Here is a 26,588-nt window from a genome sequence, read left to right as displayed (position 1 = left end):
TCGCGCTATTCCACAGGAGGCGAGGCGTATGCGGCGAAGAACATACCCAAGAGACCATCGATCGCATGCTTGTCGACCGGCCGGGTACTTAGAAGCCAACGGTAGTAGAGCGCACCGCAGAGCACCTCGGCCGCGTATTCAAGGTTCGCCTCAGCTACGAGCTGTCCTTCTTGTTGGGCCTGAAGGATCCGGTCATAGGTTCTGCGTTCGACGGTCGCCAGGAAGCGGTTGTGGAGCTCAACCCTGAGCGCGGGATCAGCCTGGGCCTGCGCGATGACCGCTCGGTAGACCGGCCCGATCGGTGCTGTGGAGAGCGCGCGGCTCGAGCGTAGAAACTGCTCTCGCAGGTCCTCACGGATCTCGCCCGACGCGTGGTAATCGAGCTCCGTGACCCACACGACGCTGAGCGCATCGAGTAACAGCTCGGCGATGGAGCGCCACCGTCGGTAGATGGTGTGCTTCCCCACGCCTGCTCGTTCCGCGATGGCCTCGATGCTGAGCCCTCGGTAACCCACCTCCGCCGCGAGCTCCAGCGTGACGGCAAGCAGGTGGTTCGTGCGCTCGGCACCCCGACGGCGCGGCGCGGAGGAATTCGCCATGGCTCCGATGTTAGCGGCACGGACCGTGCCATTGACAATCAGATCATACTCTGCCACCTTGTCGCTATCGACACGTACCGTGTCGATAATAGAACCGGGCGAGCGAAACCATCAGTCCGGACGGAGAGAAGGGCAGCAGCACCGATGAGCACCAAAGCCATCGCACGAGAGACATTCACGCCGGAAGAGCGGGCGGCGATAAGAGCCAGAGCCGATGAACTCAAGCAAGCCGGGAAACAGGTCGCGGCAGCAGAAAGGGCAGCGGAGGCGGAGCGCGCGCTTCTCGCAAAGATCGCCAAATGAGCGATTCCGACAGGGCGATCGCGGAGCAGGTCCACGCTGTCATCGCGGCTGACGCCCCGCAATTGACGCCAAGACTGTGGTACGGCATGCCGGCCTACGCGCTTGACGGCAAGATCGTCTGCCATTTTCAACCCGCGGCAAAGTTCACGACACGCTACGCGACCTTAGGGTTTAGCGACCGCGCACGATTCGATAGCGGCCCGATGTGGGAAACCAGCCTTGCGATCGCCGAGCCCACGGCCGAGACGGAAGCACGAATCGGCGAACTCTTGAGACGCGCGCTCGCTGAAGCACCGCTCACGTGAACTCATGTCACGCAACCCTCGACCGCCGAACGCTTCACGTCCTGCCGGTCTGACGGACTCGAATTCCACTATCACTCAAAGGAGATGAACATGAAGACAATGACGTGCCGCCAGCTCGGCGGCCCTTGCGACCTCGAGCTCAGCGGGGAGACTGCCGATGAGGTCATCAAAGCGCAGGACCGGCATCTTCGGGAAGCGGCTCGTGGGGGTGACGAGACCCATGCACCGGCGCATGAAGAGATGAAAGGGCGCTGGCGTCACCCGGTGAAGGCGATGGGCTGGTATCGCGACGCGAAACGAGCCTTCGCGGACCTTTCGTGATGCGCCAACGGGCCAGCGAGCACATCGGCGCGCGTGCATGGAGCGACGCCGGGAGGCGCAGAAGAAGCATCAAGGGAGGCCAAGCCCCGCAGATACCTGCAGGACTTGGCCTCCCTCAGCTCTTTCGGGAGGGTTAGAAGTCCCAGTCCTCGTCTTCGGTCGCCTCGGCCTTGCCCATCACGTAGGAGGAGCCCGACCCGCTGAAGAAGTCGTGGTTCTCGTCGGCGTTGGGCGAGAGCGCGGAGAGGATCGCCGGGTTCACGTCCGTGACCGTCTTGGGGAACATCGGCTCGTAGCCGAGGTTCATGAGGGCCTTGTTGGCGTTGTAGTGCAGGAACTTCTTGACGTCCTCGGTCAGGCCGACGCCGTCGTAGAGGTCCTGCGTGTACTGCACCTCGTTGTCGTAGAGCTCGTACAGCAGGCTGAAGGTGTAGTCCTTGAGGTCCTGGCGCTTCGCCTCGTCGAGCTTCTCGAGCCCCTTCTGGTACTTGTAGCCGATGTAGTAGCCGTGCACGGCCTCGTCGCGGATGATGAGGCGGATGAGGTCGGCCGTGTTGGTGAGCTTGGCGCGGCTCGACCAGTACATGGGCAGGTAGAAGCCTGAGTAGAACAGGAACGACTCGAGCAGCGTCGAGGCGACCTTGCGCTTGAGGGGCTCGTCACCGCGGTAGTACTCCATGATGATGTGCGCCTTGCGCTGCAGGTTCTCGTTCTCGACGGACCAGCGGAACGCCTCGTCGATCTCCTTCGTCGAGCACAGCGTCGAGAAGATCGACGAGTAGCTCTTCGCGTGCACGGACTCCATGAACGCGATGTTCGTGTACACGGCTTCCTCGTGCGGGGTGACCGCGTCGGGAATCAGCGAGACCGCGCCGACCGTGCCCTGGATCGTGTCGAGAAGCGTCAGGCCGGTGAACACGCGCATGGTGAGCTGCTGCTCTTCCGCGTTGAGCGTGTTCCACGACTGCACGTCGTTGGAGAGCGGAACCTTCTCGGGCAGCCAGAAGTTGCCGGTGAGGCGGTGCCACACCTCGACGTCCTTCTCGTCCTCGATGCGGTTCCAGTTGATCGCCTGGACCTGTTCGACCAGCTTCAACTTCTCAGGGGGTGTCACGGTTACATGTACCTTTCAGAAAACTGAGGAAGACTCACAACATGCAGCTGACGCACTCGGACACGTCCGTGCCCTCGAGCGCGAGCTGACGCAGGCGGATGTAGTAGATCGTCTTGATGCCCTTGCGCCATGCGTAGATCTGGGCGCGGTTGATGTCGCGAGTGGTGGCGGTGTCCTTGAAGAACAGCGTCAGCGACAGGCCCTGGTCGACGTGCTGCGTCGCGGCGGCATACGTGTCGATGATCTTCTCGTAGCCGATCTCGTAGGCGTCCTTGTAGTACTCGAGGTTCTCGTTCGTCATGAACGGAGCCGGGTAGTACACGCGGCCGATCTTGCCTTCCTTGCGGATCTCGATCTTCGACGCGATCGGGTGGATCGACGAGGTCGAGTTGTTGATGTACGAGATCGATCCGGTCGGCGGGACGGCCTGCAGGTTCTGGTTGTAGATCCCGTGCTCCTGCACCGAGGCCTTGAGCTCGAGCCAGTCCTGCTGCGTAGGAATGTGCACGTTGGCGAACAGCTCGCGCACACGCTCCGTCTGCGGCTCCCAGACCTGCTCGGTGTACTTGTCGAAGAACTCCCCCGACGCGTACTTCGAGTCCTCGAAGCCCTCGAACGTCTGGCCGCGCTCGATGGCGATCTTGTTGGACGCGCGAAGAGCGTGGAACAGCACCGAGTAGAAGTAGATGTTGGTGAAGTCGATGCCCTCTTCGCTGCCGTAGTGCACGTGCTCGCGAGCGAGGTAGCCGTGCAGGTTCATCTGGCCGAGACCGATGGCGTGCGACTTGTCGTTTCCATCCTCGATGGAGCGCACGGAGCTGATGTGGCTCTGGTCCGACACCGACGTGAGCCCGCGGATCGCGGTCTCGATCGAGCGACCGAAGTCGGGCGAGTCCATCGTGAGCGCGATGTTGAGCGAGCCGAGGTTGCAGGAGATGTCCTTGCCGATCTGGTCGTACGACAGGTCGGTGTTGTACGTCGTCGGGGTGTTGACCTGCAGGATCTCGGAGCACAGGTTCGACATGTTGATGCGGCCCTTGATCGGGTTCTCGCGGTTGACCGTGTCCTCGAACACGACGTACGGGTAGCCCGACTCGAACTGAATCTCGGCGATCGTCTGGAAGAACTCGCGCGCGTTGATCTTCGTCTTCTTGATGCGCGAGTCGTCGACCATTTCGTGGTACTTCTCGGTGACGGAGATGTCGCCGAAGGGCACACCGTAGACACGCTCGACGTCGTACGGCGAGAACAGATACATGTCCTCGCCCTTCTTCGCGAGATCGAACGTGATGTCCGGGATCACGACGCCGAGCGACAGCGTCTTGATGCGGATCTTCTCGTCCGCGTTCTCACGCTTGGTGTCGAGGAAGCGCAGGATGTCGGGGTGGTGCGCGTTGAGGTAGACGGCGCCGGCGCCCTGCCGCGCTCCGAGCTGGTTCGCATAGCTGAAGGAGTCCTCGAGGAGCTTCATCACGGGGATGATGCCGGAGGACTGGTTCTCGATCTGCTTGATCGGCGCCCCGGACTCGCGGATGTTCGAGAGCAGAAGTGCGACACCGCCGCCGCGCTTGGAGAGCTGCAGGGAGGAGTTGATGCCGCGCGAGATCGACTCCATGTTGTCTTCGATGCGCAGCAGGAAGCAGGAAACGAGCTCGCCGCGCTGGGCCTTGCCCGTGTTGAGGAACGTCGGGGTCGCGGGCTGGAAGCGGCCGCTGATGATCTCTTCGACGAGCTCCACCGCGAGCTTCTCATCGCCCTGGGCAAGGCCGAGGGCGGTCATGACGACGCGGTCTTCGAAGCGCTCGAGGTAGCGCTTGCCGTCGAACGTCTTGAGCGTGTACGACGTGTAGTACTTGAACGCGCCGAGGAAGGTCTGGAAGCGGAACTTCTTCGAGTAGGCGAGGTCATTGAGCTTCTGGATGAACTCGAAGGAGTACTGGTCGAGCACGGCCTTCTCGTAGTACTGCTTCTCGACGAGGTAGTCGAGCCGCTCCTTGAGGGAGTGGAAGAACACCGTGTTCTGGTTGACGTGCTGGAGGAAGAACTCCCGTGCCGCCTCACGGTCCTTGTCGAACTGGATCTCCCCGTTCGGGCCGTAGAGATTCAGCATCGCGTTGAGTGCGTGGTAGTCGAGCGCCTGGCTCGCGGGCGCCTCTGTCACTGTTGCTTCCAAAATGTGTCCAATCCTTCTTGAACGACGCTCACGTCGTCCGGGGTTCCGAAGAGTTCGAATCGATACAGGGTCGGCACCTTGCATTTCGCGGAGATGATGTCGCCCGCGATGCAATACGCCTGTCCGAAGTTGGTGTTCCCCGCCGCGATGACGCCGCGGATCAGGGACCGGTTGTGCTCGTCGTTGAGGAACCGGATGACCTGCTTCGGAACTGCGCCCTTCCCGTTGCCGCCGCCGTAGGTCGGCGTCACGAGCACGTACGGCTCGGTGACGGAGACGGCCGGGTCTTTCGCCGTGAGGGGAATCCGCTCCGCCGGCATTCCGAGCTTGTCGACGAATCGTCGCGTGTTCTCGGAGACGCTGGAGAAGTAGATGAGTTTCGCCATGATCGCGTCACCTCCCTGAAACGACGTAGCGTGACGACCCGGTGCCGTCACGCGCGGCACCGGCATGAGTTCAGCCGAGTCGCGCCGCGAGCTCGTTGATCTTGTCGGGACGGAAGCCCGACCAGTGCTCATCGTCAGCGATCACGACGGGAGCCTGGAGGTACCCGAGAGCCTTGACCTGCTCGAGCGCACCCTCGTCCTCCGAGAGGTCGTGAATCTCATACTCGAGGCCCTTGCTGTCGAGCGCACGATAGGTCGCCGTGCACTGCACGCACGAAGGCTTCGTGTAGACCGTGATCGTCATGATTTGCAGACCTTTCCTTCGGTAAATCCGTGGTTTTTCCGGCGTTCCCCCGCCGGGGCTTCCAATACTACATATAGTTCTCGTCTTTGAGGAGGACCCCAAGGGATAGTAGTTACAAGCGTGTAGTTTTCCACTGCTCTTTCCACCGATTCGGCTGAGTTATCCACCGGTTCTCCACGACGACTTCCTCTTCAGATACAACGCTTAAATGGCGGAATATCTGCCCTTTCTCCCGTTCGGATTTCGACTCTTTCCACAGGTCGAAAAATAATGGCAGCCACCGACATTGTGGAGAGTCCTCGGCGTGTCGCCCGGCCACTTACACTGGTGAGTCGTGACCACGTATTCGGCCCTTCTGCGCATCCCGGGCGTCGCCCGACTGATCTCAGCCCAACTGGTCGCACGTTTCCCCGGCGGGATGCTCTCACTCGCCTTCCTCATCTTCGTCGAGAACCGCACGGGTCGTTATGCGGACGCGGGACTCATGCTCGCCGCGACGAGCATCGGGCAAGCCGTCGCCGGTCCGCTCACGAGCCGCTGGATGGGCAAGTGGGGCATGCGTCGCGTCCTGTCGCTCACACTCGCCATCTGCACGCTCTCGGTCCTGAGCATCGCCCTCGTCCCGATGACACTGCCCTTCTATATGGTGCTCGGTCTCCTCTGCGGATTGAGCACGCCGCCAATCCAGCCCGCCGTGCGCACCATCTACCCCAAACTCGTGAACTCGACCCAGCTCACGCCGCTCTTCTCCCTCGACGCGTCCGCGCAGGAGATCATCTGGGTTCTCGGTCCGGTCGTGACGACTTTCGTCTCAACTCAGATCGGCCCCATGTGGGGGATCCTGCTCGCCGCGACGCTGATGGTCGGCGGCGGCGCCTGGTTCATCGCCTCTCCCGAGGTCGGTCGGGTGCGCATCCCGCCGAGCCGGAGAAAGCTCGGCAGCGTCCTGAAGAAGCCGACGGTTCTGATCGCGACGATGACGGGCTTCCTCCTCGTCGGGGCCTGCGCCGCCGTCGAGGCCGGCGTCGTGGCGACGTTCGGCGACGAAGGCCTCGAAGCGGGCGTCGTCCTTGCGATCTTCTCGCTCGGCAGCCTGGTGGGTGGCCTCGCGCTCGGACATGTGCCGATCTCGCCGTGGTCGCTCGCTCGTCGCATGTTCCTCGTCGCATTCGGCATGGCCGCCGCGACGGCGATGCTCGGAGTCTGGTGGCTCGCGGTCACGCTCTTCCTCGCAGGAGCGGGAATCGCTCCTGCCCTCGCGGTGCTCTTCGCGATCGTCTCGTCAAGCGTGAAGTTCAGCGACACCGCCGAGGCGTACGGCTGGATCGGGACCGGTCAGCTCATCGGCGCCGCCATCGGCTCCGCCATTGCGGGCTTCCTCATTGACACCAACGGCCCGGCGGGCGCCCTATGGGTGGCCGCGGGGTTCGCATTCGCGGGCTTCGTGCTGCCAGCCCTCACCCGACCGTGGCTGCCGGACCTGCGCGGTCGTGACGCGTCGCCGATCCCGGACACGGAGCCCGTGCAGCTGCAAGGCCCCGGCTGATCAGCCGTTGACGCGCTCTGCCACCCTGCTGCCAGCCGATCGCGCGGGCGACAGTTCGGCGTGCAATCGGCGGATGTCCTCGATCATGCGCGAGCACGATCGCACGAGTTCGTCGTCGGCGAAGAACTCGCCGTCCTGAACTCGGGATCGTGAATCGCGGATCGCGACGGTGGTTCTGGCCGGCACGAGCCCGAGCGACCTCGCCGATTCCTTGAGCCGGGCTCCTCCCTCGCTCGCCCCTTGGCCATAGCTCACGATCCCGAACGGCTTGCTCTGCCATTCGAGGGCGAGGTAGTCCATCGCATTGCGCAACGCGGGCGCAAAGCCCTCGTTGTAGGCGGGGGCGACGAAGATGAACGCATCGGCGTCCTCGACACGCGCGCTCCACTCTCGCGTGTGCGCGTACTCGTACTGCTTGAGTTTGGGCGGCTTCGGCTCATTCATGAACGGGAGGTTGGTCTCCATCAGGTCGACGAAGTCAATGTCGACCCCCCGGCAGTCCATGAGCATGTCGTATGCCCACAGTGTGACGGGAAGACCACAGCGCCCAGGCCGGACGCTTCCTATGATGAGCATGAGACGCATGTTCGGCACATGCGTCAGATCCTGGCGTTCTGACATGGGGGCTGTCCTCTGCGGGCGGGTACCGCGTCGAGTACTTCGGGAGTAAGTCAACACTCCGTTGACCTGCTCTCATTCTGCCCCACCGTCCCATAAGATTCCGCCCCCAGTAGAGGGGGATTTATCTGAGCATTCATCATATTAGCTGAGAGTTTCTTAGGTTCTCGTGAACGGGATCGACCGTGACGAAAACGAGAGATTGAAGCGGATGCTGCTCGCGTAGGGTGAGGCTATGCACCGACGACACCGACTCTTCGCCGCGGCCGGGGCACTCGCCCTCTGTCTCTCGCTCGCCGCCTGCAGCAGCTCAGGCTCGAACGGCGGTTCGGATGCCTCCATTTCCGAGGGCTCAGCACCGGTCGCCGGCGGAAACACGCAGGACGATGCACGGGAGGTCGTCACGACGGCGAACCTCACCCTCGTCTCAGCGAAGCCGCTTGATACCGCGGACGAGGTCATCGCCGTCGCAAAGGACGCGGGCGGCAGAGTCGACTCCCGCTCGGAGAGCCCCGCCCTCGACAGCGGATCGGCGTCCGCGGAACTGACGCTCCGCATACCGTCCGACTCGCTCGATGAGGCCCTCGAGAAGATCGAGGAGTCGGCCTCAGTCGTCTCATCGCGGCTGCAGCACGAGGACGTGACAGACTCAGCCCGCGACCTCGACGCGCGCATCACCGCTTTGCGCACGTCGGTGAACCGGCTTCTCGAACTCATGAAGTCGGCGACGGACACGAGTGACCTGATCGAGATCGAGAAGGCCCTCTCGGATCGCCAGGCCGAGCTGGACAGCCTCGTCGCCCAGCGAGACGACCTGAGCAGCCGCGTCGATCTCGCCACTGTGACCGTGAGCATCTCGACTCCCGATTCCGTCCCCACCGCTGCTCCCAGCAACCTGTGGGAGGCGCTCGTCCTCGGGGTGCGCTCGATCGGCAGCTTCCTCGGCGGAATCGTCATCGTCTTCGGCGTCGTCCTGCCGTGGCTCGTGCTCGCGGGCGCTATCGCCCTCGCCGTGATCTATCTGCGGCGATTCGCGAAGCGCCGCGGAACGCGGTCGAGCACCGGGGAACCGCGCCTTGTCCCCGACGGTCCGGCCGAAGGACCGCGAACGGGTCGGGCGAGCTACGTTCCACCCGCTCCCCCGCTGCCCACACAAGCGCCGGTCCCCACCGACGCTTCACGCACCGCTGAGGACGCATCACCCAGCGAAGCAGTGGAGAGCGAAGACGACGAAGAGGACGAGAAGCGATGAGGAAAATCCTGGACGAGTCGCTCCTTGAGCGCATCCGCTCGCGCGCCGCGCACTACGACAGGGAGAACGCGTTCTTCGAGGAGGACCTGCGGGAACTCGTGGACGCGGGGTATCTCCGCGCCTTCGTGCCCCTCGAGCTCGGCGGCGCCGGCCTCACACTCACGGACGTGTCCCGCGAACAGCGCCGGCTCGCCGGCGCTGCCCCCTCGACGGCCCTCGCCGTGAACATGCACCTCGTGTGGACGGGCGTCGCACGTCAGCTGCACGACCGCGGCGACCACTCCCTCGATTTCGTCCTCGAAGGCGCCGCCTCGGGCGAGGTCTACGCCTTCGGGATCAGCGAAGCGGGAAACGACCTCGTGCTCTTCGGCTCCGACTCCGAGGCGCGCCCGGACGGAGCGGGCGGCTACCGCTTCTTCGGCACCAAGATCTTCACCTCGCTCGCGCCCGCCTGGTCGGTGCTCGGCACGATGGGACTGGACTCCGCGTCGCCGGACGCCCCGAAGATCGTCTACGGCTTCGTCCGCCGCGACGGCGGCGGCTTCACCGTCAAGGACGACTGGGACACGGTCGGCATGCGAGCGAGCCAGAGTCGCACGACAGTCCTCGAGGGCGCCCATGCACCGGCGGAGGCCGTCGCCCGGCGTCTGGATCCGGGGCCGAACCCCGACCCGTTCATCTTCGGCATCTTCTCGAACTTCGAGCTCCTCCTCGCCAGCGTCTACACGGGCATCGCCGAACGAGCCCTCACGCTCGCCGTGGACGCTGCGCGCTCACGTCATTCCAAGCAGAACGACGCTCCGCTCTCCGACGACCCGGCGATCCGCTGGCGCATCGCCCAGGCGTGGATCGCTCTCGACGCGATCCCCGTGCAGATCGAAGCCCTCGCTGACGACATCGACGCGCATCGCGATCACGGCGCGCTGTGGTTCCCGAAGCTCTCGAGCGTGAAGATCCGCGCCACCGAGACGGCACGCGACGTCGTCGACCAGGCGATCCGCGTCGCCGGGGGAAGCAGCTACTTCTCGCGCAGCGAGTTGGGCCGCCTGTATCGCGACATACTCGCCGGGATCTTCCATCCCTCGGATGCCGAGTCCGCCCACGGCGCGGTCGCCAACGCGCTGCTTGGCCCCATCGGCCAACGCTGAGGGCTCTGCAGCTCACTTGACCGGTCGGCCCGCCGGTGCAAGCATGGCGACGTGGCAGAGGACGAACCGCGCGAAGGCGGAGATCCGGCGTGCTGGCTTGATCGGGTGTGCGCGGAGTGCGGCGCCTTCCTCGAGGACGGCATGACCGCGTGCTGGCGCTGCGGAACGCCGCTCAGCTCTGAATAGGCGCGCCGTCGGCAGAGCGCGTCATGCTCAGCGCTTGGACAGGACGTGCGCCGGGATGCCGAACGAGAGGCAGATCAGCAGGATTCCCGCGAAGAAGATGGCGGCCTGGAACGCGGTGGCCGTGAAGGCGACGCCGAACAGGTACAGCCCGACGAGGAAGAGCAGGAACGACAAGATGAACGCCATGTTCCCAGTCTATCCATAGCCTGCGCGACGCGCGCTCCGATCTGCCCGGTGCTTAGCAGAACAACCCGCTGCCGCGCACCCCCGGTGACACCGGGAGCCGAACGGACAAGGATTGAGGATCGAACCTGACAGACTCACACGCTTGCGGAGGGCAGGAGATTTGAACACGACACCGGAAGCCAACGCTCCAGAACCGGAATACCGGGCCCCGAAAGTCGACACGGCAGAGGGCCGCAAGACCATCCGACGCGCCATCAGCGCCTCCGCGATCGGAAACGCCACCGAGTGGTACGACTACGGCGTGTACGCCGTCGCGGTCACCTACATCACAGCGAACTTCTTCCCCGGCGGCACCGTGTGGGCGCTCGCGACGTTCGCGATCTCCTTCCTCGTCCGGCCGCTCGGCGGTCTCGTGTGGGGTCCGCTCGGCGACAAGCTCGGCCGCAAGGCCGTGCTCGCGCTGACGATCATCATGATGGCGGGCTCGACGACACTGATCGGCCTCATCCCGTCGGTTCACACGATCGGCTTCTGGGCTCCCACGATCCTCATCGTGCTGCGGCTCATACAGGGCTTCTCGACGGGCGGCGAATACGGCGGCGCCGCGACGTTCATGGCGGAGTACTCGCCCGATTCGAAGCGCGGATTCTTCGGCAGCTTCCTCGAATTCGGGACCCTGTTCGGCTTCGTGCTCGGCACGGCTGTCGTTCTCGGCTTGAGCCTGCTGCTCGGCGACGACGCCATGATGGCGTGGGGTTGGCGCATTCCCTTCCTGATCGCCGCGCCCATGGGGATCATCGGCGTGTACTTGCGCAGCCGCATGGAGGACACGCCCGTGTTCCGCGAGCTTGAGGACGCCGACGAGGCCGAGCAGAGCGCCACGGGCGACCTGCGCGACCTCGTGACGCGGTACTGGCGTCCGCTTGTGACCATGGCCGGCCTCGTCGTCGCGCTCAACGTGGCGAACTACACGCTGCTGAGCTACATGCCGACCTACCTCGAGAAGCAGATCGGGCTGACGACGGACGGCTCGCTCGCCCTCATCATCGTGGGCGAGCTGTGCATGATGGCGATCATCCCGTTCGCGGGAAAGCTCTCCGACCACATCGGACGAAAGCCCATGTGGGCGATCTCGATGATCGGCCTGTTCGTGGCCGCGATCCCGTTGTACATGCTCATGGGCACGGGCTTCGTCGGTGCCCTCGTGGGCTTCGCCGTGCTCGGCATCCTGTACGTGTTGCAGCTGTCGACGATCTCGGCCACGTTCCCGGCGATGTTCCCCACGCACGTGCGCTACGCGGGGTTCGCCATCACCTACAACGTGTCGACGGCGCTGTTCGGCGGCACCGCGCCGGCTGTCAACGAAGCGCTCATCGACGCGACCGGCAACTTGCTCGTTCCGGCGTTCTACATGATGGCCGCCTGCGCGGTCGGCGTGATCGCGCTCGCGTTCGTGCCGGAGACCGCCGGCGCGTCCATCCGCGGCAGGGAGATCCCCACGACGGAGATCCAGACGATCCCGGACGGGGATGCCGAGGCACGCGCCTAGCCAGACGCGACAGGCCCGGCCGGGAGTCACCCCGGCCGGGCCTGTCGGTCTTCCGCGGCTCAGGCCGCGTGCGGCATCCGCTCGCTCTCTGGCTCGATCACGAGTTCGCCGTCTGAGACGCTCACGCGAACGCTGTCACCCGGAGTGAGCGCGTCCTCGACGAAGAGGTCGGCGATGCGGTCGTCGACCCGGCGCTGCAGGAGCCGACGCAGCGGCCGCGCCCCATACTCGGGCTCGTAGCCGTGCTCGGCGATCCAGTCGAGCGCGTCGTCGTCGACCTCGAGGCCGATCTCCTGCGCGCGCAGCCGCTGCTCGGTGCTGCCGAGCAGGAGGCGGACGATGTCGCGCAGCTGCTGCTTCTCGAGCTTGCGAAACAGCACGATCTCGTCGATGCGGTTGAGGAACTCGGGACGCATGGCCTCGCGCAGCTTGCTCATCACGCGCGTGCGCACCTCGTCGTCGGAGCCGAAGCCGTCCGCCGTGCCGGGAGCGACGAAGCCCATGGCGCCGCTGCGGCTCGCAAGGAACTCGCTTCCGATGTTCGAGGTCATGATGATGACCGTGTTGCGGAAGTCGACCGTGCGGCCCTGCCCGTCGGTGAGGCGCCCGTCGTCGAGAACCTGCAGGAGCAGGTTGAACACGTCGGGGTGCGCCTTCTCGATCTCGTCGAGCAGGATCACCGAGTACGGCTGACGCCGCACGCGCTCGGTGAGCTGGCCGGCCTCGTCATAGCCGACGTACCCGGGAGGGGCGCCGATGAGCCGCGACACCGTATGGCGTTCCCCGAACTCGCTCATGTCGAAGCGCACCATGGCCTTCTCGCTGCCGAACATGGAGCTGGCCAGGGCCTTCGCGAGCTCGGTCTTGCCCACACCGGTCGGGCCGAGGAACAGGAAGCTGCCGACCGGTCGGTTGGCGTCGCCCATGCCCGTGCGGTTGCGGCGCACGGCCTTCGCGACGACGTTCACGGGGTCGTCCTGGCCGATGACGCGCTCGTGCAGCTCGGACTCGAGGCGCGCGAGGCGCTCCCGGTCGTCGGTGCCGATGCGGCTCACGGGGATGCCCGTCGCCCGCGACACGACGTCCGCGATCTCGGCCTCGCCGATCTCCGGCTGGCTCGCGCTTCGGCCCTCGTCGATGCTGCGCACGGTCTGATCGATCTCGTCGCGCAGCTCGGAGGCGCGCTCGTAGTCCTCACGCTCGACCGCTTCGCCCTTCTCGGCCTCGAGCTCGCCGAGCCGGGTGCGCAGGGCGTCGACGTCGATCTTCACACCGTCGCGCAGACGGCTGCGGGCGCCGGCCTGGTCGATGAGGTCGATGGCCTTGTCGGGCAGGTACCGGTCGGTGATGTAGCGCGAGGAGAGCTCGACGGCGGCGCGCAGCGCCTCGTCCGTGTAGCGGACGCCGTGGTGCTCTTCGTAGGCGCCGCGGAGCCCCGCAAGGATCTGCACGGCGTCCTCAGCGCTCGGCTCCCCGACCGTGACGGGCTGGAAGCGGCGGGTGAGCGCCGCGTCCTTCTCGATCGCACGGAACTCCTTGAGCGTCGTCGCGCCGATCAGGTGCAGCTCGCCGCGGGCGAGGCGCGGCTTCAGGATGTTCCCGGCATCCATTCCGCCCTCTCCCCCGCCGCCGGCGCCGACGACCGTGTGCAGCTCGTCGATGAACACGATGATCTCGCCGGCATGGCCGGAGATCTCGTCCATCGTCTTCGTGAGCCGCTCCTCGAAGTCACCGCGGTAGCGGGTTCCGCCGAGCATGGCGGCGAGGTCGAGCTCGATGACACGCTTGCCGCGCAGCTGTGCGGGCACCTCCTCGGCGACGATGCGCTGAGCGAGTCCCTCGACGACGGCGGTCTTGCCGACGCCAGCCTCGCCGATGAGCACCGGGTTGTTCTTCGTGCGGCGCGAGAGGATCTCGACGGTCTGCTCGATCTCGCTCGCGCGCCCGATCACGGGGTCGAGCTTGCCGTCACGCGCCTGCGCGGTGAGGTCGAGACCGTACGTGTCGAGCATGGGAGTGCCCGAATCGGATGCCGCCTCGCGCGGCTGCGCGGTCTGCTGCGCCGACTGGGCGGCGGACTGCAGAGCCTGCGGGGTGACGCCGGCGGAGGCCAGCACTTGCCCAGCGGGCGACTCGGGGTTCAGCACCATCGCGAGGAACACGTGCTCGGGGTCGACGTACGTCGAGCCGAAGCCGCGTGCCACCTGGTAGGCGTCGAGCAGCAGTCGCTGCGTGGATCCGGTGAGGGTCGCGGTCTGCTCGTCGAGGGCCTCGCCCGGCTGGGGCAGACGGCTCTCGGCGGCCGCGGCGACGTCCTTGGGCTCGGCGCCGGTGCCGCGGATCGCGTCGGCGCTCGGCTGCTGCTCCGCGAGAAGGTGCAGGATGTGCAGGGCGTCGACATCGCGGTGGCCCTGCTGCATGGCGTAGTGCGCGGCCTCGGTCAGCACCTCGTGAGTGCGTCGGCTGAGCAGCCGCGTGATGTCAATGGGGCGCCCGGCTTGCGCCTGGCGCTGGCCCTGTAGATACCGGGCCAGGAACTCGTCGAACGAACGAGGATCCGATCCGGATGGGCCGAAGAACGCTGGCAATATGTACCTCCAGGTAAAACTTGAGTGCCTTCGACTCAATTTAACGCGGAGGCCGCCCATTCATTCCCGCTGCGGGGAAATATTCACCGACAGGCCCGCGGCCTGTGCCGGACCGGCGTAGGCACGGGCGAGCGTCGGGATCGTGGCATGGGCATTGAGGCCGCTCGGGTTCGGGACGGCCCACAGCTCGGCGCCCGCGAGACTCTCCGGCTGACGCCCTTCCGCCGCGCGCGGTCGCCCGAACCCCTGCCGATAGGCCGTGAGACCGACGATCGCGACGACAAGCGGCTGCCACTCGGCGACGCGCCGCTCGAGATCGAGCGCGCCCTGCCGAAGCTCGCTCCGATCCAGTTCGTCAGCGCGCACGGTCGCGCGGTTCACGAGGTTCGTGATCCCGATTCCGGCATCCATGAGCTCTGCCCGCTCGAGGTCTGTGAGACCGACGGCGAAGTCCGGGACGGCGGGAATGATGCCCGCAGCGGCGAGCGCGGGATAGAAGCGGTTGCCGGGATGGGCGAATGGCGCGCCGGTCGCGGCGGTCCACAGCCCGGGATTGATGCCGACGAACAGCAAGCGCACGTCGTCGCGGACGAGATCGGGAACGGACCGGTCGCGGAAGGCCTCGAGTTCGTCTCTGCGGAATCCCATGCCCCCATTATCGCGACCCTCGCCTAAACTGAGGGCGCTGATCATTAGTGCACAAAGGAAATGGACGGATGCCGCATGGCGAAGACGGGCTTCTGGGGCTTCTACGAGCTGTTCAATCGCGGCGTTCGCACGTTCACCGGGCCGGCGCAGGTCGGCGCCGGATATGACGAGGGGCCCGACGTCCGCCCCGCCGACCCGGATTGCCCCATGTGCGGGCGCGCGATGTCGCAGCACCGCATCGAGCGCAGCGGCGGGCAGTACACCGCGACCCGACTGCACTGTCCCCGGTGAGCAGGCGCGCCATGACCGAAACCACCGATGACCTTCTCGCCCTCGAGAGTCAGCTCTGCTTCGCCCTGGCCGTCGCATCGCGCGGCGTCATCGAGGCCTACCGCACGGAGCTTGAGCCGCTGCACCTGACGCATCCGCAGTACCTCGTCATGCTCGCCCTCTGGGAGCACGAGTCATGCTCGCTGTCACAGCTCGCGACCCTGCTGAGGCTGGAGCCGGCGACGCTGTCACCCATGGTCAAGCGCTTGGAGAAGCTCGGCTACGTGAGCAAGCGACGAGGAGCCGCCGACGAGCGCACACTCGTCGTCGCCCTCACGCCCGAAGGCCGTGCGCTGCGAGCCGACGCGACGGCCGTGCCGCTCGCGATGATGGCGAAGCTCCAGCTGACCGACGACGACGTCACGAAGCTCCGCGAGGTCACGAGCCGGCTCATCGCGGCGACATCCGCCGCGCGCGCGAGCTGAGCCGTCCTTCTCGCCGCGGCCTCCCGGCCGGTCCCGCGCCGGCGAGCCGCTAGAGTTTACACAAGAACCACTTGTGTAAATCGCGGAGGGCGACGGAATGATGATCGCGGCACGGAGCACCCGACTCACTCGACGAAGCGGGCGCGCGGCGCTATGAGCCCGAGCATCCACGTCACTCTCCTCTGCCTGCTCGTGCTCTCGGTGAGCGTCTGGACGGGCGGGTACGCGGCGATCATCGTTGTCGCTCGCACGGCATCGACGACCCTTCACGCGGCTGATCGCGTCGCCTTCTTCCGCTCCTTCGGGCGCGCCTACCTGCCCGTCGGCACGGTCGCGCTTGTCGTCGCTCTCGCCACGGGCGGCATCCTGCTGGGCGAGCGGCCGTGGGATCCGCTCGCCACGGCGACCGTCGAGGTCGCGGCCCTCCTCGTCGTCCTCCTCGGCATCGCCGTCCTGCAGGCGCGGAGAATGACCCGCCTGCGCCGCCTCGCCGCTCGCGACGACACCGACACGGAACTCGCCGCACGCGTCTCCGGAGGCGCGGTTCGCGCGGGACTCCTTCGCGCAGCTCTCGGCCTTCTCACCGTCGCACTCATCGTCCTCGGCTGCGTCATCGCCGCCTGACCGTACCCCTGGAGAGCACACATGGACACCGACGCCCCCGACACGACGCCTGACGCTCGCCGCCTCGCCGAAGCCCTCACGCGGGAGCATCGCGACATCGACGGCGGCATCGAAGAGTTCGTCGAGCACCTGAACGACGATGCCGACACGGTGCCGGCGAAGCCGCTCCTGACCGCCATGCGCGGCCTGCGGCGGCACATCTACCTCGAGGAGACGATCTTGTTCCCGCCGCTCGAGGCCGCGGGCATGATGATGCCGATCCAGGTGATGCTGCGCGAACACGGTCAGCTGTGGCGCGCCATGGACAGCCTCACCGCTCTCGTCGTCGACGCGAGCGCGGGCGAGCAGGATGCGCGCGATCGCCTCGGCGACGCGTGCCGCGACCTGCTCTCCCTCCTCGACCGGCACAACAGCAAGGAAGAGCCGATCATCTACCCGCGCGCCGACACCGAACTCGATCCCGAGGCCAGCGCGGAGCTCGCGCGGTTCCTGCGCACGGGCCGCACGCCCGAAGGCTGGGTGTGCAAGGGAGCTGCCGCCTGACCGAACGCCGCGGTCGGATCGTGAGGGTTCAGGATGCCGCCGGGCCGCGCAACCGCGCCACGCAGCGATCCGGCTCGACGAAGGGCTCGAGCGCTGTCACCGTCACGGGCGAGCCCCATGCCTCAAGCGCCCCCTGCATGATCCCCAAATGCACGGGGCAGACGGTGGATCGGCTGTGCTGCGCGATCTCGAGGAACGGGCACCGCCGCAGGCTGATCTCGTCGCCGCCGTCGCTGCGCTCGGGCGCGAAGCCGATGCGATCGAGAACGTCCGCGAGCCGCGCGGCGTCCTCCCCCGGCCACGCCGAGTCCGCGAGCGCTTCGCGTCTGCCCCAGTCGCGACCGGCTTCGACGGCGAGCGTGGCGCCGCCCGGGCTCTGCTCAAGGCCTCGCACGAGGATCTCGGCGAGCATCCGGTACTGACGGGACCCGCCCGGGTCCATCCGCCGCGCGGGAGCGTAGAGCGCCGGCGGGCGACCGGTCGTGCGCGCGCGCGGCTCCACGCGTTCGAGCAGGCCCGCCGTGACGAGGTTCTCGAGATGGAATCGCGCCGTGTTCGCGTGGATGCCGAGCTTTTCCCCGACGGCCGCGATGCCGATCGGTTGAGTCGCATCCTTCACGGCCCGCAGCACGTCGTGGCGACGCTCCGAGCGCACGGGCGCGTTCTTTGGCATGTGCCCCTCCCGTCCGACCGTGCCCCGAGTTTACACAAGGAACGCTTGTGGAAACGGATGCCGCCGCCTCAGGCGTCCGGCGGGACGATGCCGGCGCGGCGCAAGTAGTCGAGCAGCCCGTCGGTTAAGGGATATTGGCTCAGCTTCTCGGGCAGCAGCCAGCGCACGTCGTCGGCGTCGTCTCCGGCGGCAAGGGTTCCTCCGACGAGCGTCGCGGCGAAATCGTGGACCTCGTAGTAGCGGCCGTCGCCGAGCGGGATCCGAAGGCTCCAGAGCTCCTTCCCCACGGCGACGGTGAGGCCGGTCTCCTCGAAAACTTCGCGGGCCGCCGTCTGCGGAAGCGTCTCCCCCGGCTCCCGACGGCCCCCGGGAACGGTCCAGCGTCCTTTCTGCGGCTCAGTGCCGCGCTGCACGAGAAGCACGCGTCCCTCGTCGTCGCTGACGACGGCGCCCGCGGCGAGAATGTCCTCGCCCGATTCCGGCATCGCAGCTCCTTCCGCGTCAGCTGTAGCCACGCTTCAACAGCATCCTGGCAGCCTTGTCGAAGTCGGCGCCTGTGGGAATGGCGAAGTCGAGCGCGTTGGCATAGCGCGTGATGATGTTGAAGAGGGCACCGACAGCAGCAGCGTCAGTGAGCTCCCCTGGGCTCACGCCAGCAGCGATCGCCGTGCGCGCGTCATCGGCGCCGAGGTGAGCCGGGTCGAGGGTCTGCTTCTCGAGAAAACGAAGCGTCTCACGAAGCCGCTCGGAAATGGGCGCTGTCCGATAGTCCGCGCGACACGCTTCGACGATTTCGGCGTCCATTCCGAGAACTGCAATCGCGCTGTGTGCGCCGACGCAGAAGGCGCACGAGTTCCAGGTGGCGACCATGGCCGCCATGAGCTCTCGTTCGGCCACTGACCAAGAGGATTCGCCTCGCATCGCGAGTTGCGTCCATTCTCCAAGCGCAGCACCGACGAAGTCGGAGTGATAGAACGCCACTCGCGCTGCGTCCGGCAGCCGGACACCCGTCACGGCGGAGACCAGACGGATGATCGCTCGAGTCCGGAATGAATCGCCCCGCTCGACCTCAGGCAGACGCATCGCCGGACTCTTCGATCGCCCGACGAGCGGCATCCCACCGGTTGAGGCCTGCGCCGACACAGGCGGACATCACGATTTCGAAGGCCGCCTTTTCGCTTCCGACGGCGGCGCGAACGGCTGCGACGTCTTCATCCGTCACTCGGTAAGCCGCGCTGGCGATCTGCTTGACCAGGCGATCATAGGGATCAGGAAGGTGTGCACCTGCCTCGCCCGCCGCCACCCGGCCGGCTCCCGCGCGCAGCTCCTGCGACGTGGCACCTTCGGTAGACTCCAGCCGCGAGCGCAGATTTCGCGCGCACGCCGCGTGCGCACTCTCAGCGGCCATTTTCTCAGCCCTTCCCTCGGGACCCAATTCGAACGATACTCTCGACGCACCATTTCGGGGAGGTCACGTGCTCGAGCGGCTTCGCCTGCTGAGCGCGTCGACCGTGACGGCGGCGAGAAGCACGAGCGCGGTGACCATGAGCTGCGTTGCCGCCGAGAGGTTGAGCAGCCCCATTCCGTTGTAGATCGTGGCGACGATGAGGCCGCCGAGCAGGGCGTGAACGATCTTGCCGCGCCCCCGAAGAGGCTCGTGCCGCCGATGACGGCGGCGGCGACGGCGAGCAGCACGTACTGGCCGCCGTCGACGTTGCTTGAGATCGATCCGAGCCGGGCGGCGTAGAAGATGCCGGCGGCGCCCGCCGTCAGGCTCGCGAGCGCGAACGCGATCAGGCGGATCCGTGACAGGTTGATGCCGGCGCGGCGGGCGGCCTCGGCGTTCCCGCCGATTGCGTACACGTACCGGCCGAAACGAGTGAAGGTGAGCAGGAACGTCCAGCCGTAGACGATGGCCAGAACGATCGGCACCGCCCACGGCACGCCGCTCCCCGCGCTGCACGCGAGAACGAGCGCGCACCCGGCCGCCGCGATGAGCACGATCTTCGCGATGCTCAGTCCCACGGGCTGCGTGACGAGCCCGCCGGCCCGCCGCCGCCGGTCGCGCAGCACCGTGAAGGCGGCGTAGGCGATGACGACGACGGCGAGCACGACCCACGCGAGAACCGTGTTCATGTGGCCGTACGCGATCGCGTTGATCACCGCGTTGCTGACGGACATCGTGCCGCCGCTCGCCTCGCCCGCCAGGCGGTCGATGACGAAGATGAGCAGTCCCTGCAGGCCGAGCAGGCCAGCGAGGGTCACGATGAACGACGGGATCCGCAGCCGCGTCACGAGCAGTCCCCACACGACGCCGATGACGGTTGCGACGGCGAGGCCGAGTGCGACGCCGACGAACCACGGCAGGTTGTAGGGCGGACCGGTGACCCAGACGGCGAACACGGCCCCGATGGCTCCCGTGAACCCAAGCGAGAGGTCGATCTCGCCGAGCAGCAGCACGAACACCTCGGCGATGCCGAAGAGCACGAAGACCGAGGCCTGCACGATCAGGTTGATGATGTTGTTGGCGGAGAGGAATACCGGGTTCTTCAACTGGAAGATGATGATGATGACGATCAATCCGCCGAGGACGGGAAGGACCCCGCTCTCGCCGGAACGGACGCGCGACCACCACGCCTTGAGGTACGTGCCCAGGGTGCTCGACAGCTCGGGAACGTCGGCGATGGCGTCCTCCGACGGCACCTCGGCGTCGTCGGGTGATGAGGCGGCGTGCTTCTCTGAAATCGACATTCCGGGCCCCCTTAAGCGGTCTTGGAGAGATTCCCCGTCGTGATCAGTTCGACGACGTCGTTCACGGCGAGTTCGCTCACGGGCGCCGTTCTCGCGAGTCGCCCCAGGTACATGACGGCGACGCGGTCGGCCACCTGGAACACATCGTTGAGATTGTGGGAGACGACGAGCACCGCGATCCCGCGGGAGCTGAGCCGTTTGACGAGGTCGAGCACCATCGCCGTCTGCGAGACGCCGAGCGCGGCCGTGGGCTCGTCCATGATCACGAGCTTGGCGTCCCACATCACGGCGCGGGCGACCGCGACGGCCTGACGCTGGCCGCCGGAGAGGGACGCCACCAGCTGGCGAATCGACGTCACCGTGGTGACCGACAGCTCCCGAAGCGTCTGGTTCGCCTTCGTCTCCATCGCGGCCTCGTCCAGGAGAACGCCGCCTCGGATGTCCTCGCGGCCGAGGAACATGTTCTGGACGATGTCGAGGTTCTCGCAGAGTGCGAGATCCTGGTAGACCGTCTCGATGCCGAGAGCGGATGCCGCGCGGGGACCGGTGAGGCGCACGGGTCGTCCGTTCCACAGCATCCGTCCCCCGTCGACGGGATGGATGCCGGCGATGGCCTTGATGAGCGACGACTTTCCCGCGCCGTTGTCACCGACGAGCGCCGTCACCTCGCCGGCGGGAATGTCGAGGTCGATGCCATTCAAGGCGTGCACGGGGCCGAAGCGCTTGACCACGCCGCTCAGTCGCAGAAGCGGCGCATCCGCGCTGACGGTCCCGACCGGTGACCCGGTCGGGACCGTTCCCGCAAACTCGTTACTCACGAGGTGGCGATTCCCGCAGCCGAGCAGGCGTCGGCGAACGCCTTCGTGCACAGCTGCTTTGCCGTCACGAACTTGTCGGCGATGACCGTCGAGTTCATGTTGTCGGTGGTCACCCATTCGGGCTTCAGCAGCACGGACGGCACCTTGGTGTTGCTCGTGGTGTCGTCTGTCGTTCCGTTCACGAGGCCAGACGGCGGCGTCTCACCCGCGCGAAGGTAGAGCGCGAGCGCCGCGGCCGCCTGTGCTTCCAGGTAGATCGGCTTGTAGGCGGTGCCGCACTGGTATCCGGAGAGGATGTTCTGCAGACCCACGAGAGTGGCATCCTGACCCGTGACGGGGAACGTCTTGGCCTTGACACCATGGTTCTTCAGATACGTGATGATGGGAGCGGCGTTCTCGTCGTTCGGGACGAGAGCGGCGTTGGCGTCAGAGTGCGCCGTGAACGCTTGCGTGAACTCGGTCGCCGCGGTCGGCGGGTCCCAAGTTCCCGCGGGCTCTGCGGCCTTGGTCCAGCCGCCCGAGGAGTACAGCGGGTTGAGCACCGAGTCATAGCCTTGGGCGAACAAGGTGGCGTTGTTGTCGGTCGGGTCGCCCTTCATCTCGATGACGCTCGGCTTGTCGACGCCCCACGACTTCGCGCACTGCACGAGGCCGTTTCCGATGAGCTCGCCGACTTTGACGTTGTCGAAGCTCACGTAGTAGGCGCGGGTGCCGCCGAGCGTGAGCCGGTCGTAGTCGATCACCTGCACGTTGCGCTGCTTCGCGTAGGACTCGATCTTCGCCCCCACGCCCTTGTCGAGCGGGTCGACGACGATGACCTTGGCGCCGTCGCTGATCGCCGACTGAGCGTCGGTGAGCTGCGTGGCGTCGCTGCCTTGCGCGTTCTGCACCGTGAACTGGTCGGAAGACAATCCCGCTTCGGTGAAGGCCTTCGTGAGATAGGGAGCGTCGAACTCGGTGTAGCGGGCCGAGGTCACGGTGTCGGGGAGGATCACGGCGATGGAGCCGGAGCCCTTCGACACGAGCGGCTTGAGAGCGTCCATGCTCGAGAAGTCGCGTTTGAACGACGTCGCCGAGGTCGCCGCGAGCGGCGCCTCGGTGTGTGACGAGCTTGTCGTGGAGCCTGAACTCGTGGATCCGGACGTGCCAGAGCACCCGGCCACGACGAGGGCGGTCGTGGCCAGGACGGTCGCGACGCCGATGTACTTCTTCAGTTTCATGGAATCCTCCGAAACGATCGATGCGTCAAAGCACACCGGGCGGGATCCCTTTACGCGAACACCGGGCGGTGTCTCAGCAGAGTGAACTGACAGTTCCGAGCCTAAGAATCCGGGCATGAACAGGTCGTAAAAAATCCGGTGACGGCATAAACAAACCGTCAACACCGGTTCAGGGCACGGCGAGCCGGTAACCCGCGCGCGGCTCCGTCAGGATGAGAGCGGGTCTCCCGTCTGCCTCGAGCTTGGCGCGGAGACGCTGCACGTACACGCGGAGATACTCCGTCTCGGTCTCGTACCCCGTGCCCCAGACGCGCCGCAACAGGTACGCATGGGACAGGAGTGTGCCCGGCTGGAGCACGAGCTCGCGCAGCAGGGCGAACTCGGTCGGCGTGAGGTGGATCGCCGCGCCCTCGCGCGTGACCTGCTGTTTCGCGAGGTTGACGACGAGTCCGCCGAACGACGACTCGACGGGGGTGTCGGCGGGTGCGGGCGCGGGTCGCGTGCGTCTGAGCGTCGCGGTGATGCGGGCGAGGAGCTCGTCGATGCCGAACGGCTTCGTCATGTAGTCGTCGGCGCCGACGTTCAGCGCGGCTACCTTGTCACGCTCGCCTCCGCGGGCGGACACGACGATGATGCCGATCGTCGATCGCCCGCGGATCTGGCGGCACAGTTCGATGCCGTCGGCCTCGGGAAGCATCAGATCGAGCAGGACGATGTCGGGCCGTTCCCGCTCGAGCAGGCGCAGCACGCGTGCCCCGTCCGTCGAGACGACGACGTCGAAACCGCGCACGACGAGATTGGAGCGAATGAGGTCGACGATGTTCGGATCGTCCTCGACCATGAGAACTTTCGTCTTCGCGTAGTCAGGCATCGTCCGCCTCGGCGTTCCGGGCCGTCGCCTCGATGGGCAGGCGGACGAGGAAGCGGGTTCCCGGTCGCATGGCCTCCTCGTGGAGCGTCCCGTTGTGCGCTTCCACGATGCCGCGCGTGATGCTCAGGCCGAGTCCCGCGCCGGCCGTGGACGCGGGCCGCCCCTCCCCGGCACGGCGACCGGCGCCCTGCTGGATGCCGGTGCCGTCGTCCGTGACGGAGATCACCACGTCATTCGCCCCGTCGCTGCGGATCTCGACCCACACACGAGTTCCCGGCGGGTTGTGTCGTACGGCGTTGTCCATCAGATTCACCATCACTTGCTCAAGCCTGTCGTGATCGGCCCACACGACCGGCACCCCGTCTTCGCAGCGGACCTCGACCGCCGCAGCCGCGGGCGCGGAAAGGCACGACCGTGCCGCATCGACGACGAGCGGCAGGTCCACCCAGTCGGACCGCAATCGCAGCATGCCCGATTCGATCATGGAGAAGTCGAGCAGGTCGTCGACGAGAGTGCGCAACCGGGCCGACTCGGTGCTGATGCGACTGAGGAAGCGATGCTCGGATTCCTCGTCCCACGTCACGTCCGGCTGCATGAGGCTCGATGCGTAGCCGCGAATCGCGGTAAGCGGTGTGCGCAGCTCGTGGGACAGTCGTGCGAGGAACTGCCGTTGCAGTTCCTGCGACCGGCGCAGGGCCGTCATCTCGTGCCGGGCCAGCTCAGCGCGCGCCCGCTCTTCCGCGAGCATGATCGAGTGGCCGGCGTCCTCGAGAAGCACGCGCTCCTCGTCGCCGGCGAGCCGGAGCGTCCACTCAGCGGCGAGCACCGTCGTCGTCGAGACGCGCACGAACAGGCGGCTGCCACGACCGGCGACCGTTCGGAGGCTCGCCCGGCCGTCGTCGTCAAGGCCGCTGAGCGACTGCTCGACCGCGCCGGCGAGTCGGGCTGACGGCGTCGCATCCGGCGCCCCGGCGAACGCGCGACAGGACAGATGCGAGCCCGCCACGCTCTCATAGAGCCCAATCTCGTCGGCTCCGATCGCCGAACGCAGCGTCCGGAGCGCGGTGCTGATCCCGTGATCGAGCGAGTCCTGGCCGGCGAGCGTCTGAAGCACCGACCGGATGGTCTCGAGCACTTTGTTCCGCGTCGTCAACTCCGCGAGCAGCCGGTCGCGTTCGAGCGCCGCTGCCGCATAGCCGGCGTAGAGGTTGATGAGATCCATCTCATCGGCGCGTGGCGCTCCGCTTTCGGCGCGGTAGATGCTGATGACGCCGCGCAGGTCGCTTCCGCTTGAGAACGGCACGGCCCACCAGCTCGCGATGCCTGCCTTGGCGAACAGGGAATCGTACGCGGCGAGCTCATCGCTTCCCGCGAGGTCAGCGACGACGACCTCACCGCGCACGGCGGCCGCTGGGATCGGCCCGGATCCGGCATACAGCGAAATCGACTGCCAGGCCTCGCTCAGCACGCGGGGCAGTCCGACGGAGCCGATGCACGTCAGCGTCGACTGTTCGAGCACATGGAGGCTCAGCTGCCGACTGCCGAGCGCCGCTCCCAGCGTCGACAGGATGAGTGTCAGGCCCGCCGCCGGACCCGCGGACGTCAACTGGTCGGCGAGTCCCTGCAAGCGACTCAGCTGCCGACGGGGCGCGGACGAGGCGTCGTGACCGGCCATAAGGGCGAGCAGCTCGTCGGGATGGGATCGGGCTGGATCAAGCTGAGCGACGGCGTGGCCGTGCCTGAGCACGACGATCCTGTCGGCGAGGCGAAAGAGCTGGTCCACGTCGTGCGAGACGAGCAGGCTCGTCGTTCCCGCGTCATGGAAGCGGCGGATGAGCTCTTCGACCCGCACGGCGTCTGTGCGATTGAGCACCGCCGTTGGCTCGTCCAAGAGAAGGAGCTGCGGCGCAGGAGATACCGCGCGCGCGACGGCGAGGAGTTGCCGCTCCGCCGCGGTGAGCGTCCACACCGGTCGTGACGTGTCACGGATGGGAATTCCGAGTTCATCGAGCGTCGCCTGAGCGTGCTCGTGCAGCTTCGATTGCGAGGTCAGCATCCGCCGACGTTCTTTGCCGAGCGTGAGATTCGCGGCGACATCCAGGTTGTCGGAGAGAACAAGATGCTGCCAGACCACGCCGATCCGGCCGGCGGGGGCCGCTGAGCGCGGCGTCAGTCGCTCGCCGTCGAGCCAGACTTCACCGCGCGCCTCGTCCAGGTCTCCGAGCACGCAGCGCAGCAGCGTGGTCTTGCCCGCGCCGTTGTCACCGGCGATGCCGACCGTCTCTCCCGCATACACGTTCAGGTCAACGCCCTGGAGAGCCGTGAGGGGACCGTAGTTCACCGACAGATCCCGCACTCGAAGCACGGCTTGTGCCGATCGTGCGGACTGGACCGTGAGTGCGCCCATAGTCGTCATTATCGCGCCGTCCCTGTGAAGTGCTCAGAGAAGTTATGTCCGGCACTCCAGTAGACGGATCCGCCGGAGCGTCAGAGAGGAGGAAGATGGGTGGTCACGGGCCAAGCACCGCCCCGAACTTGTCGAGAGAGGCACGTACGATGACGTCACCGCATGCAAAGGCCACTGCTCCGGATGAGATCCCGGAGCTCTTTCGAGAGTTCGTGCGTGCCGGTGATTTCGAGGGGCTGGCTTCGCTGTACGAGAACGATGCCGTCCTCGCGCTGCCGCCGGGCGAGCAGACTGCCGGGAACGCCGCCATTGCTGGGGTCTTCAAAGAGCGATTCGCCGGGCAGCCGCTCAGCAGCGGGGACGGCGCAGTCAAGACCGTGCTCGTCAGCGACGATCTTGCATTGACCTCGACGCGCTTCGCGGACGGCCGGGTGACCGCCGAGATCGCCAGGCGACAGCCTGACGGTTCCTGGCGCTGGGTCGTCGACAATCCGAACCTCTGACCATCGCGGATCCGCAGCACGGAATCGCCGGTTTCTGAGAACAGCGGTGACAACGACCGAGAAACTCGATTAAGTGAACGATGTCTCGAGACATACATGAACTATGTCCCGAGACATCACAGGGTGGACCTAGGGGGATTCGAACCCCCGACCTCTTCATTGCGAACGAAGCGCGCTACCAACTGCGCCATAGGCCC

General features: G+C 66.3%; 30 protein-coding genes and 1 tRNA gene. 13 read left to right on the top strand and 18 right to left on the bottom strand.

The window, feature by feature from the left end:
• Positions 1–5 precede the first annotated feature (5 nt).
• Entirely contained in the window at positions 6–599 is a 594-nt protein-coding gene (locus BLV49_RS11670) for a TetR/AcrR family transcriptional regulator (RefSeq protein WP_091184417.1), read from the bottom strand.
• Positions 600–743: 144 nt separating this feature from the next.
• Between BLV49_RS11670 and BLV49_RS17380 the strand changes: the two genes are divergently transcribed.
• The 3 genes from BLV49_RS17380 to BLV49_RS11660 all read left to right on the top strand — a co-directional run bounded on the left by BLV49_RS17380 (position 744) and on the right by BLV49_RS11660 (position 1,528).
• Positions 744–902, top strand: a complete 159-nt coding sequence (locus BLV49_RS17380; protein ID WP_342706630.1) for a hypothetical protein — start codon at positions 744–746, stop codon at positions 900–902.
• Positions 899–1,207, top strand: a complete 309-nt coding sequence (locus BLV49_RS11665; RefSeq protein WP_342706629.1) for an iron chaperone — start codon at positions 899–901, stop codon at positions 1,205–1,207. The genes BLV49_RS17380 and BLV49_RS11665 overlap by 4 nt, the downstream gene beginning before the upstream one ends.
• 90 nt (positions 1,208–1,297) lie before the next feature.
• On the top strand, positions 1,298–1,528 hold the full coding sequence (locus BLV49_RS11660) for a DUF1059 domain-containing protein (RefSeq protein WP_091184414.1): 231 nt from the start codon (positions 1,298–1,300) through the stop codon (positions 1,526–1,528).
• 133 nt (positions 1,529–1,661) lie between these two features.
• On the opposite strand, the gene nrdF is transcribed toward BLV49_RS11660, so the two are convergent.
• The 4 genes from nrdF to nrdH all read right to left on the bottom strand — a co-directional run bounded on the left by nrdF (position 1,662) and on the right by nrdH (position 5,505).
• Complete coding sequence (gene nrdF / locus BLV49_RS11655; protein WP_091184410.1) at positions 1,662–2,642, bottom strand: class 1b ribonucleoside-diphosphate reductase subunit beta; 981 nt, start codon at positions 2,640–2,642, stop codon at positions 1,662–1,664.
• A 34-nt stretch (positions 2,643–2,676) separates the two neighbouring features.
• The gene (gene nrdE / locus BLV49_RS11650) at positions 2,677–4,803 is read right to left on the bottom strand and encodes a class 1b ribonucleoside-diphosphate reductase subunit alpha (protein ID WP_281245332.1); all 2,127 of its coding nucleotides are present in this window, start codon (positions 4,801–4,803) and stop codon (positions 2,677–2,679) included.
• Positions 4,800–5,201, bottom strand: coding sequence for a class Ib ribonucleoside-diphosphate reductase assembly flavoprotein NrdI (gene nrdI, locus BLV49_RS11645; RefSeq protein ID WP_091184402.1), 402 nt, complete (start codon positions 5,199–5,201; stop codon positions 4,800–4,802). Before nrdI ends, nrdE begins: the two co-directional genes overlap by 4 nt.
• A gap of 70 nt (positions 5,202–5,271) precedes the next feature.
• Positions 5,272–5,505, bottom strand: a complete 234-nt coding sequence (gene nrdH, locus BLV49_RS11640; protein WP_091184399.1) for a glutaredoxin-like protein NrdH — start codon at positions 5,503–5,505, stop codon at positions 5,272–5,274.
• A gap of 334 nt (positions 5,506–5,839) precedes the next feature.
• Here nrdH and BLV49_RS11635 point away from each other — a divergent pair, with 334 nt between their 5' ends.
• Positions 5,840–7,051, top strand: coding sequence for an MFS transporter (locus tag BLV49_RS11635; RefSeq protein ID WP_091184396.1), 1,212 nt, complete (start codon positions 5,840–5,842; stop codon positions 7,049–7,051).
• On the opposite strand, the gene BLV49_RS11630 is transcribed toward BLV49_RS11635, so the two are convergent.
• Complete coding sequence (locus BLV49_RS11630; protein ID WP_091184393.1) at positions 7,052–7,672, bottom strand: NADPH-dependent FMN reductase; 621 nt, start codon at positions 7,670–7,672, stop codon at positions 7,052–7,054. It abuts the gene before it with no gap.
• A 232-nt stretch (positions 7,673–7,904) separates the two neighbouring features.
• Here BLV49_RS11630 and BLV49_RS11625 point away from each other — a divergent pair, with 232 nt between their 5' ends.
• From BLV49_RS11625 to BLV49_RS17345, 3 genes are read left to right on the top strand one after another with little or no spacing between them, the layout of a single operon-like run.
• Positions 7,905–8,921, top strand: coding sequence for a DUF4349 domain-containing protein (locus BLV49_RS11625; protein ID WP_091184391.1), 1,017 nt, complete (start codon positions 7,905–7,907; stop codon positions 8,919–8,921).
• The gene (locus tag BLV49_RS11620) at positions 8,918–10,069 is read left to right on the top strand and encodes an acyl-CoA dehydrogenase family protein (RefSeq protein WP_091184387.1); all 1,152 of its coding nucleotides are present in this window, start codon (positions 8,918–8,920) and stop codon (positions 10,067–10,069) included. The genes BLV49_RS11625 and BLV49_RS11620 overlap by 4 nt, the downstream gene beginning before the upstream one ends.
• 51 nt (positions 10,070–10,120) lie before the next feature.
• Positions 10,121–10,255: a hypothetical protein gene (locus BLV49_RS17345; protein ID WP_281245331.1), complete on the top strand. Its 135-nt coding sequence runs from the start codon at positions 10,121–10,123 to the stop codon at positions 10,253–10,255.
• Between the two features lie 27 nt (positions 10,256–10,282).
• Here the strand turns inward: BLV49_RS17345 and BLV49_RS16925 are convergent, their stop codons facing one another.
• Positions 10,283–10,441 carry a hypothetical protein gene (locus BLV49_RS16925; protein WP_176980830.1) on the bottom strand — a complete coding sequence of 53 codons (159 nt, stop codon included), beginning with the start codon at positions 10,439–10,441 and terminating at the stop codon, positions 10,283–10,285.
• Positions 10,442–10,601: 160 nt separating this feature from the next.
• On the opposite strand from BLV49_RS16925, the gene BLV49_RS11615 reads away from it, so the two are divergent.
• A complete protein-coding gene (locus BLV49_RS11615; protein ID WP_434061456.1) occupies positions 10,602–11,990 on the top strand; it encodes an MFS transporter in 1,389 nt (462 codons plus the stop codon).
• A gap of 59 nt (positions 11,991–12,049) precedes the next feature.
• Here BLV49_RS11615 and BLV49_RS11610 read toward each other — a convergent pair whose 3' ends face one another.
• Positions 12,050–14,578: an ATP-dependent Clp protease ATP-binding subunit gene (locus BLV49_RS11610; RefSeq protein WP_245723629.1), complete on the bottom strand. Its 2,529-nt coding sequence runs from the start codon at positions 14,576–14,578 to the stop codon at positions 12,050–12,052.
• A 60-nt stretch (positions 14,579–14,638) separates the two neighbouring features.
• Positions 14,639–15,226 (bottom strand): mismatch-specific DNA-glycosylase, encoded by a 588-nt coding sequence (locus tag BLV49_RS11605; protein WP_091184378.1) that lies wholly within the window; start codon positions 15,224–15,226, stop codon positions 14,639–14,641.
• A gap of 75 nt (positions 15,227–15,301) precedes the next feature.
• On the opposite strand from BLV49_RS11605, the gene BLV49_RS11600 reads away from it, so the two are divergent.
• From BLV49_RS11600 to BLV49_RS11585, 4 genes are all read left to right on the top strand, one after another.
• The gene (locus BLV49_RS11600; protein ID WP_245723628.1) at positions 15,302–15,517 is read left to right on the top strand and encodes a hypothetical protein; all 216 of its coding nucleotides are present in this window, start codon (positions 15,302–15,304) and stop codon (positions 15,515–15,517) included.
• Between the two features lie 11 nt (positions 15,518–15,528).
• Positions 15,529–15,981: a MarR family winged helix-turn-helix transcriptional regulator gene (locus BLV49_RS11595; protein ID WP_091184374.1), complete on the top strand. Its 453-nt coding sequence runs from the start codon at positions 15,529–15,531 to the stop codon at positions 15,979–15,981.
• A gap of 153 nt (positions 15,982–16,134) precedes the next feature.
• Positions 16,135–16,605, top strand: a complete 471-nt coding sequence (locus BLV49_RS11590; protein WP_091184370.1) for a hypothetical protein — start codon at positions 16,135–16,137, stop codon at positions 16,603–16,605.
• A 21-nt stretch (positions 16,606–16,626) separates the two neighbouring features.
• Positions 16,627–17,148: a hemerythrin domain-containing protein gene (locus BLV49_RS11585; RefSeq protein ID WP_091184365.1), complete on the top strand. Its 522-nt coding sequence runs from the start codon at positions 16,627–16,629 to the stop codon at positions 17,146–17,148.
• Between the two features lie 28 nt (positions 17,149–17,176).
• On the opposite strand, the gene BLV49_RS11580 is transcribed toward BLV49_RS11585, so the two are convergent.
• The 8 genes from BLV49_RS11580 to BLV49_RS11545 form a co-directional block, all read right to left on the bottom strand.
• Entirely contained in the window at positions 17,177–17,821 is a 645-nt protein-coding gene (locus BLV49_RS11580) for a helix-turn-helix transcriptional regulator (protein ID WP_091184360.1), read from the bottom strand.
• 68 nt (positions 17,822–17,889) lie between these two features.
• The gene (locus BLV49_RS11575) at positions 17,890–18,306 is read right to left on the bottom strand and encodes an NUDIX hydrolase (RefSeq protein WP_091184356.1); all 417 of its coding nucleotides are present in this window, start codon (positions 18,304–18,306) and stop codon (positions 17,890–17,892) included.
• 16 nt (positions 18,307–18,322) lie between these two features.
• On the bottom strand, positions 18,323–18,700 hold the full coding sequence (locus BLV49_RS11570) for a carboxymuconolactone decarboxylase family protein (protein WP_245723627.1): 378 nt from the start codon (positions 18,698–18,700) through the stop codon (positions 18,323–18,325).
• A 339-nt stretch (positions 18,701–19,039) separates the two neighbouring features.
• Complete coding sequence (locus BLV49_RS11565; protein ID WP_091184349.1) at positions 19,040–20,572, bottom strand: sugar ABC transporter permease; 1,533 nt, start codon at positions 20,570–20,572, stop codon at positions 19,040–19,042.
• Positions 20,573–20,583: 11 nt separating this feature from the next.
• Positions 20,584–21,390: an ATP-binding cassette domain-containing protein gene (locus tag BLV49_RS11560; protein WP_245723626.1), complete on the bottom strand. Its 807-nt coding sequence runs from the start codon at positions 21,388–21,390 to the stop codon at positions 20,584–20,586.
• Complete coding sequence (locus tag BLV49_RS17255; protein ID WP_245723625.1) at positions 21,387–22,610, bottom strand: sugar ABC transporter substrate-binding protein; 1,224 nt, start codon at positions 22,608–22,610, stop codon at positions 21,387–21,389. Before BLV49_RS17255 ends, BLV49_RS11560 begins: the two co-directional genes overlap by 4 nt.
• A 169-nt stretch (positions 22,611–22,779) precedes the next feature.
• Complete coding sequence (locus BLV49_RS11550) at positions 22,780–23,481, bottom strand: response regulator transcription factor (RefSeq protein WP_091184337.1); 702 nt, start codon at positions 23,479–23,481, stop codon at positions 22,780–22,782.
• Positions 23,474–25,888 carry an ATP-binding cassette domain-containing protein gene (locus tag BLV49_RS11545; protein ID WP_176980829.1) on the bottom strand — a complete coding sequence of 805 codons (2,415 nt, stop codon included), beginning with the start codon at positions 25,886–25,888 and terminating at the stop codon, positions 23,474–23,476. The genes BLV49_RS11550 and BLV49_RS11545 overlap by 8 nt, the downstream gene beginning before the upstream one ends.
• A 212-nt stretch (positions 25,889–26,100) precedes the next feature.
• On the opposite strand from BLV49_RS11545, the gene BLV49_RS11540 reads away from it, so the two are divergent.
• Positions 26,101–26,391, top strand: a complete 291-nt coding sequence (locus BLV49_RS11540; RefSeq protein WP_218132626.1) for a YybH family protein — start codon at positions 26,101–26,103, stop codon at positions 26,389–26,391.
• A 124-nt stretch (positions 26,392–26,515) separates the two neighbouring features.
• Here the strand turns inward: BLV49_RS11540 and BLV49_RS11535 are convergent.
• A tRNA-Ala gene (locus tag BLV49_RS11535) sits at positions 26,516–26,588 on the bottom strand.

It is taken from the genome of Paramicrobacterium humi, from assembly GCF_900105715.1.
Classification (GTDB): domain Bacteria; phylum Actinomycetota; class Actinomycetes; order Actinomycetales; family Microbacteriaceae; genus Paramicrobacterium; species Paramicrobacterium humi.
Note: the sequence above shows the minus strand (reverse complement) of the source record. Positions and strands in the feature narration are given on the sequence as shown.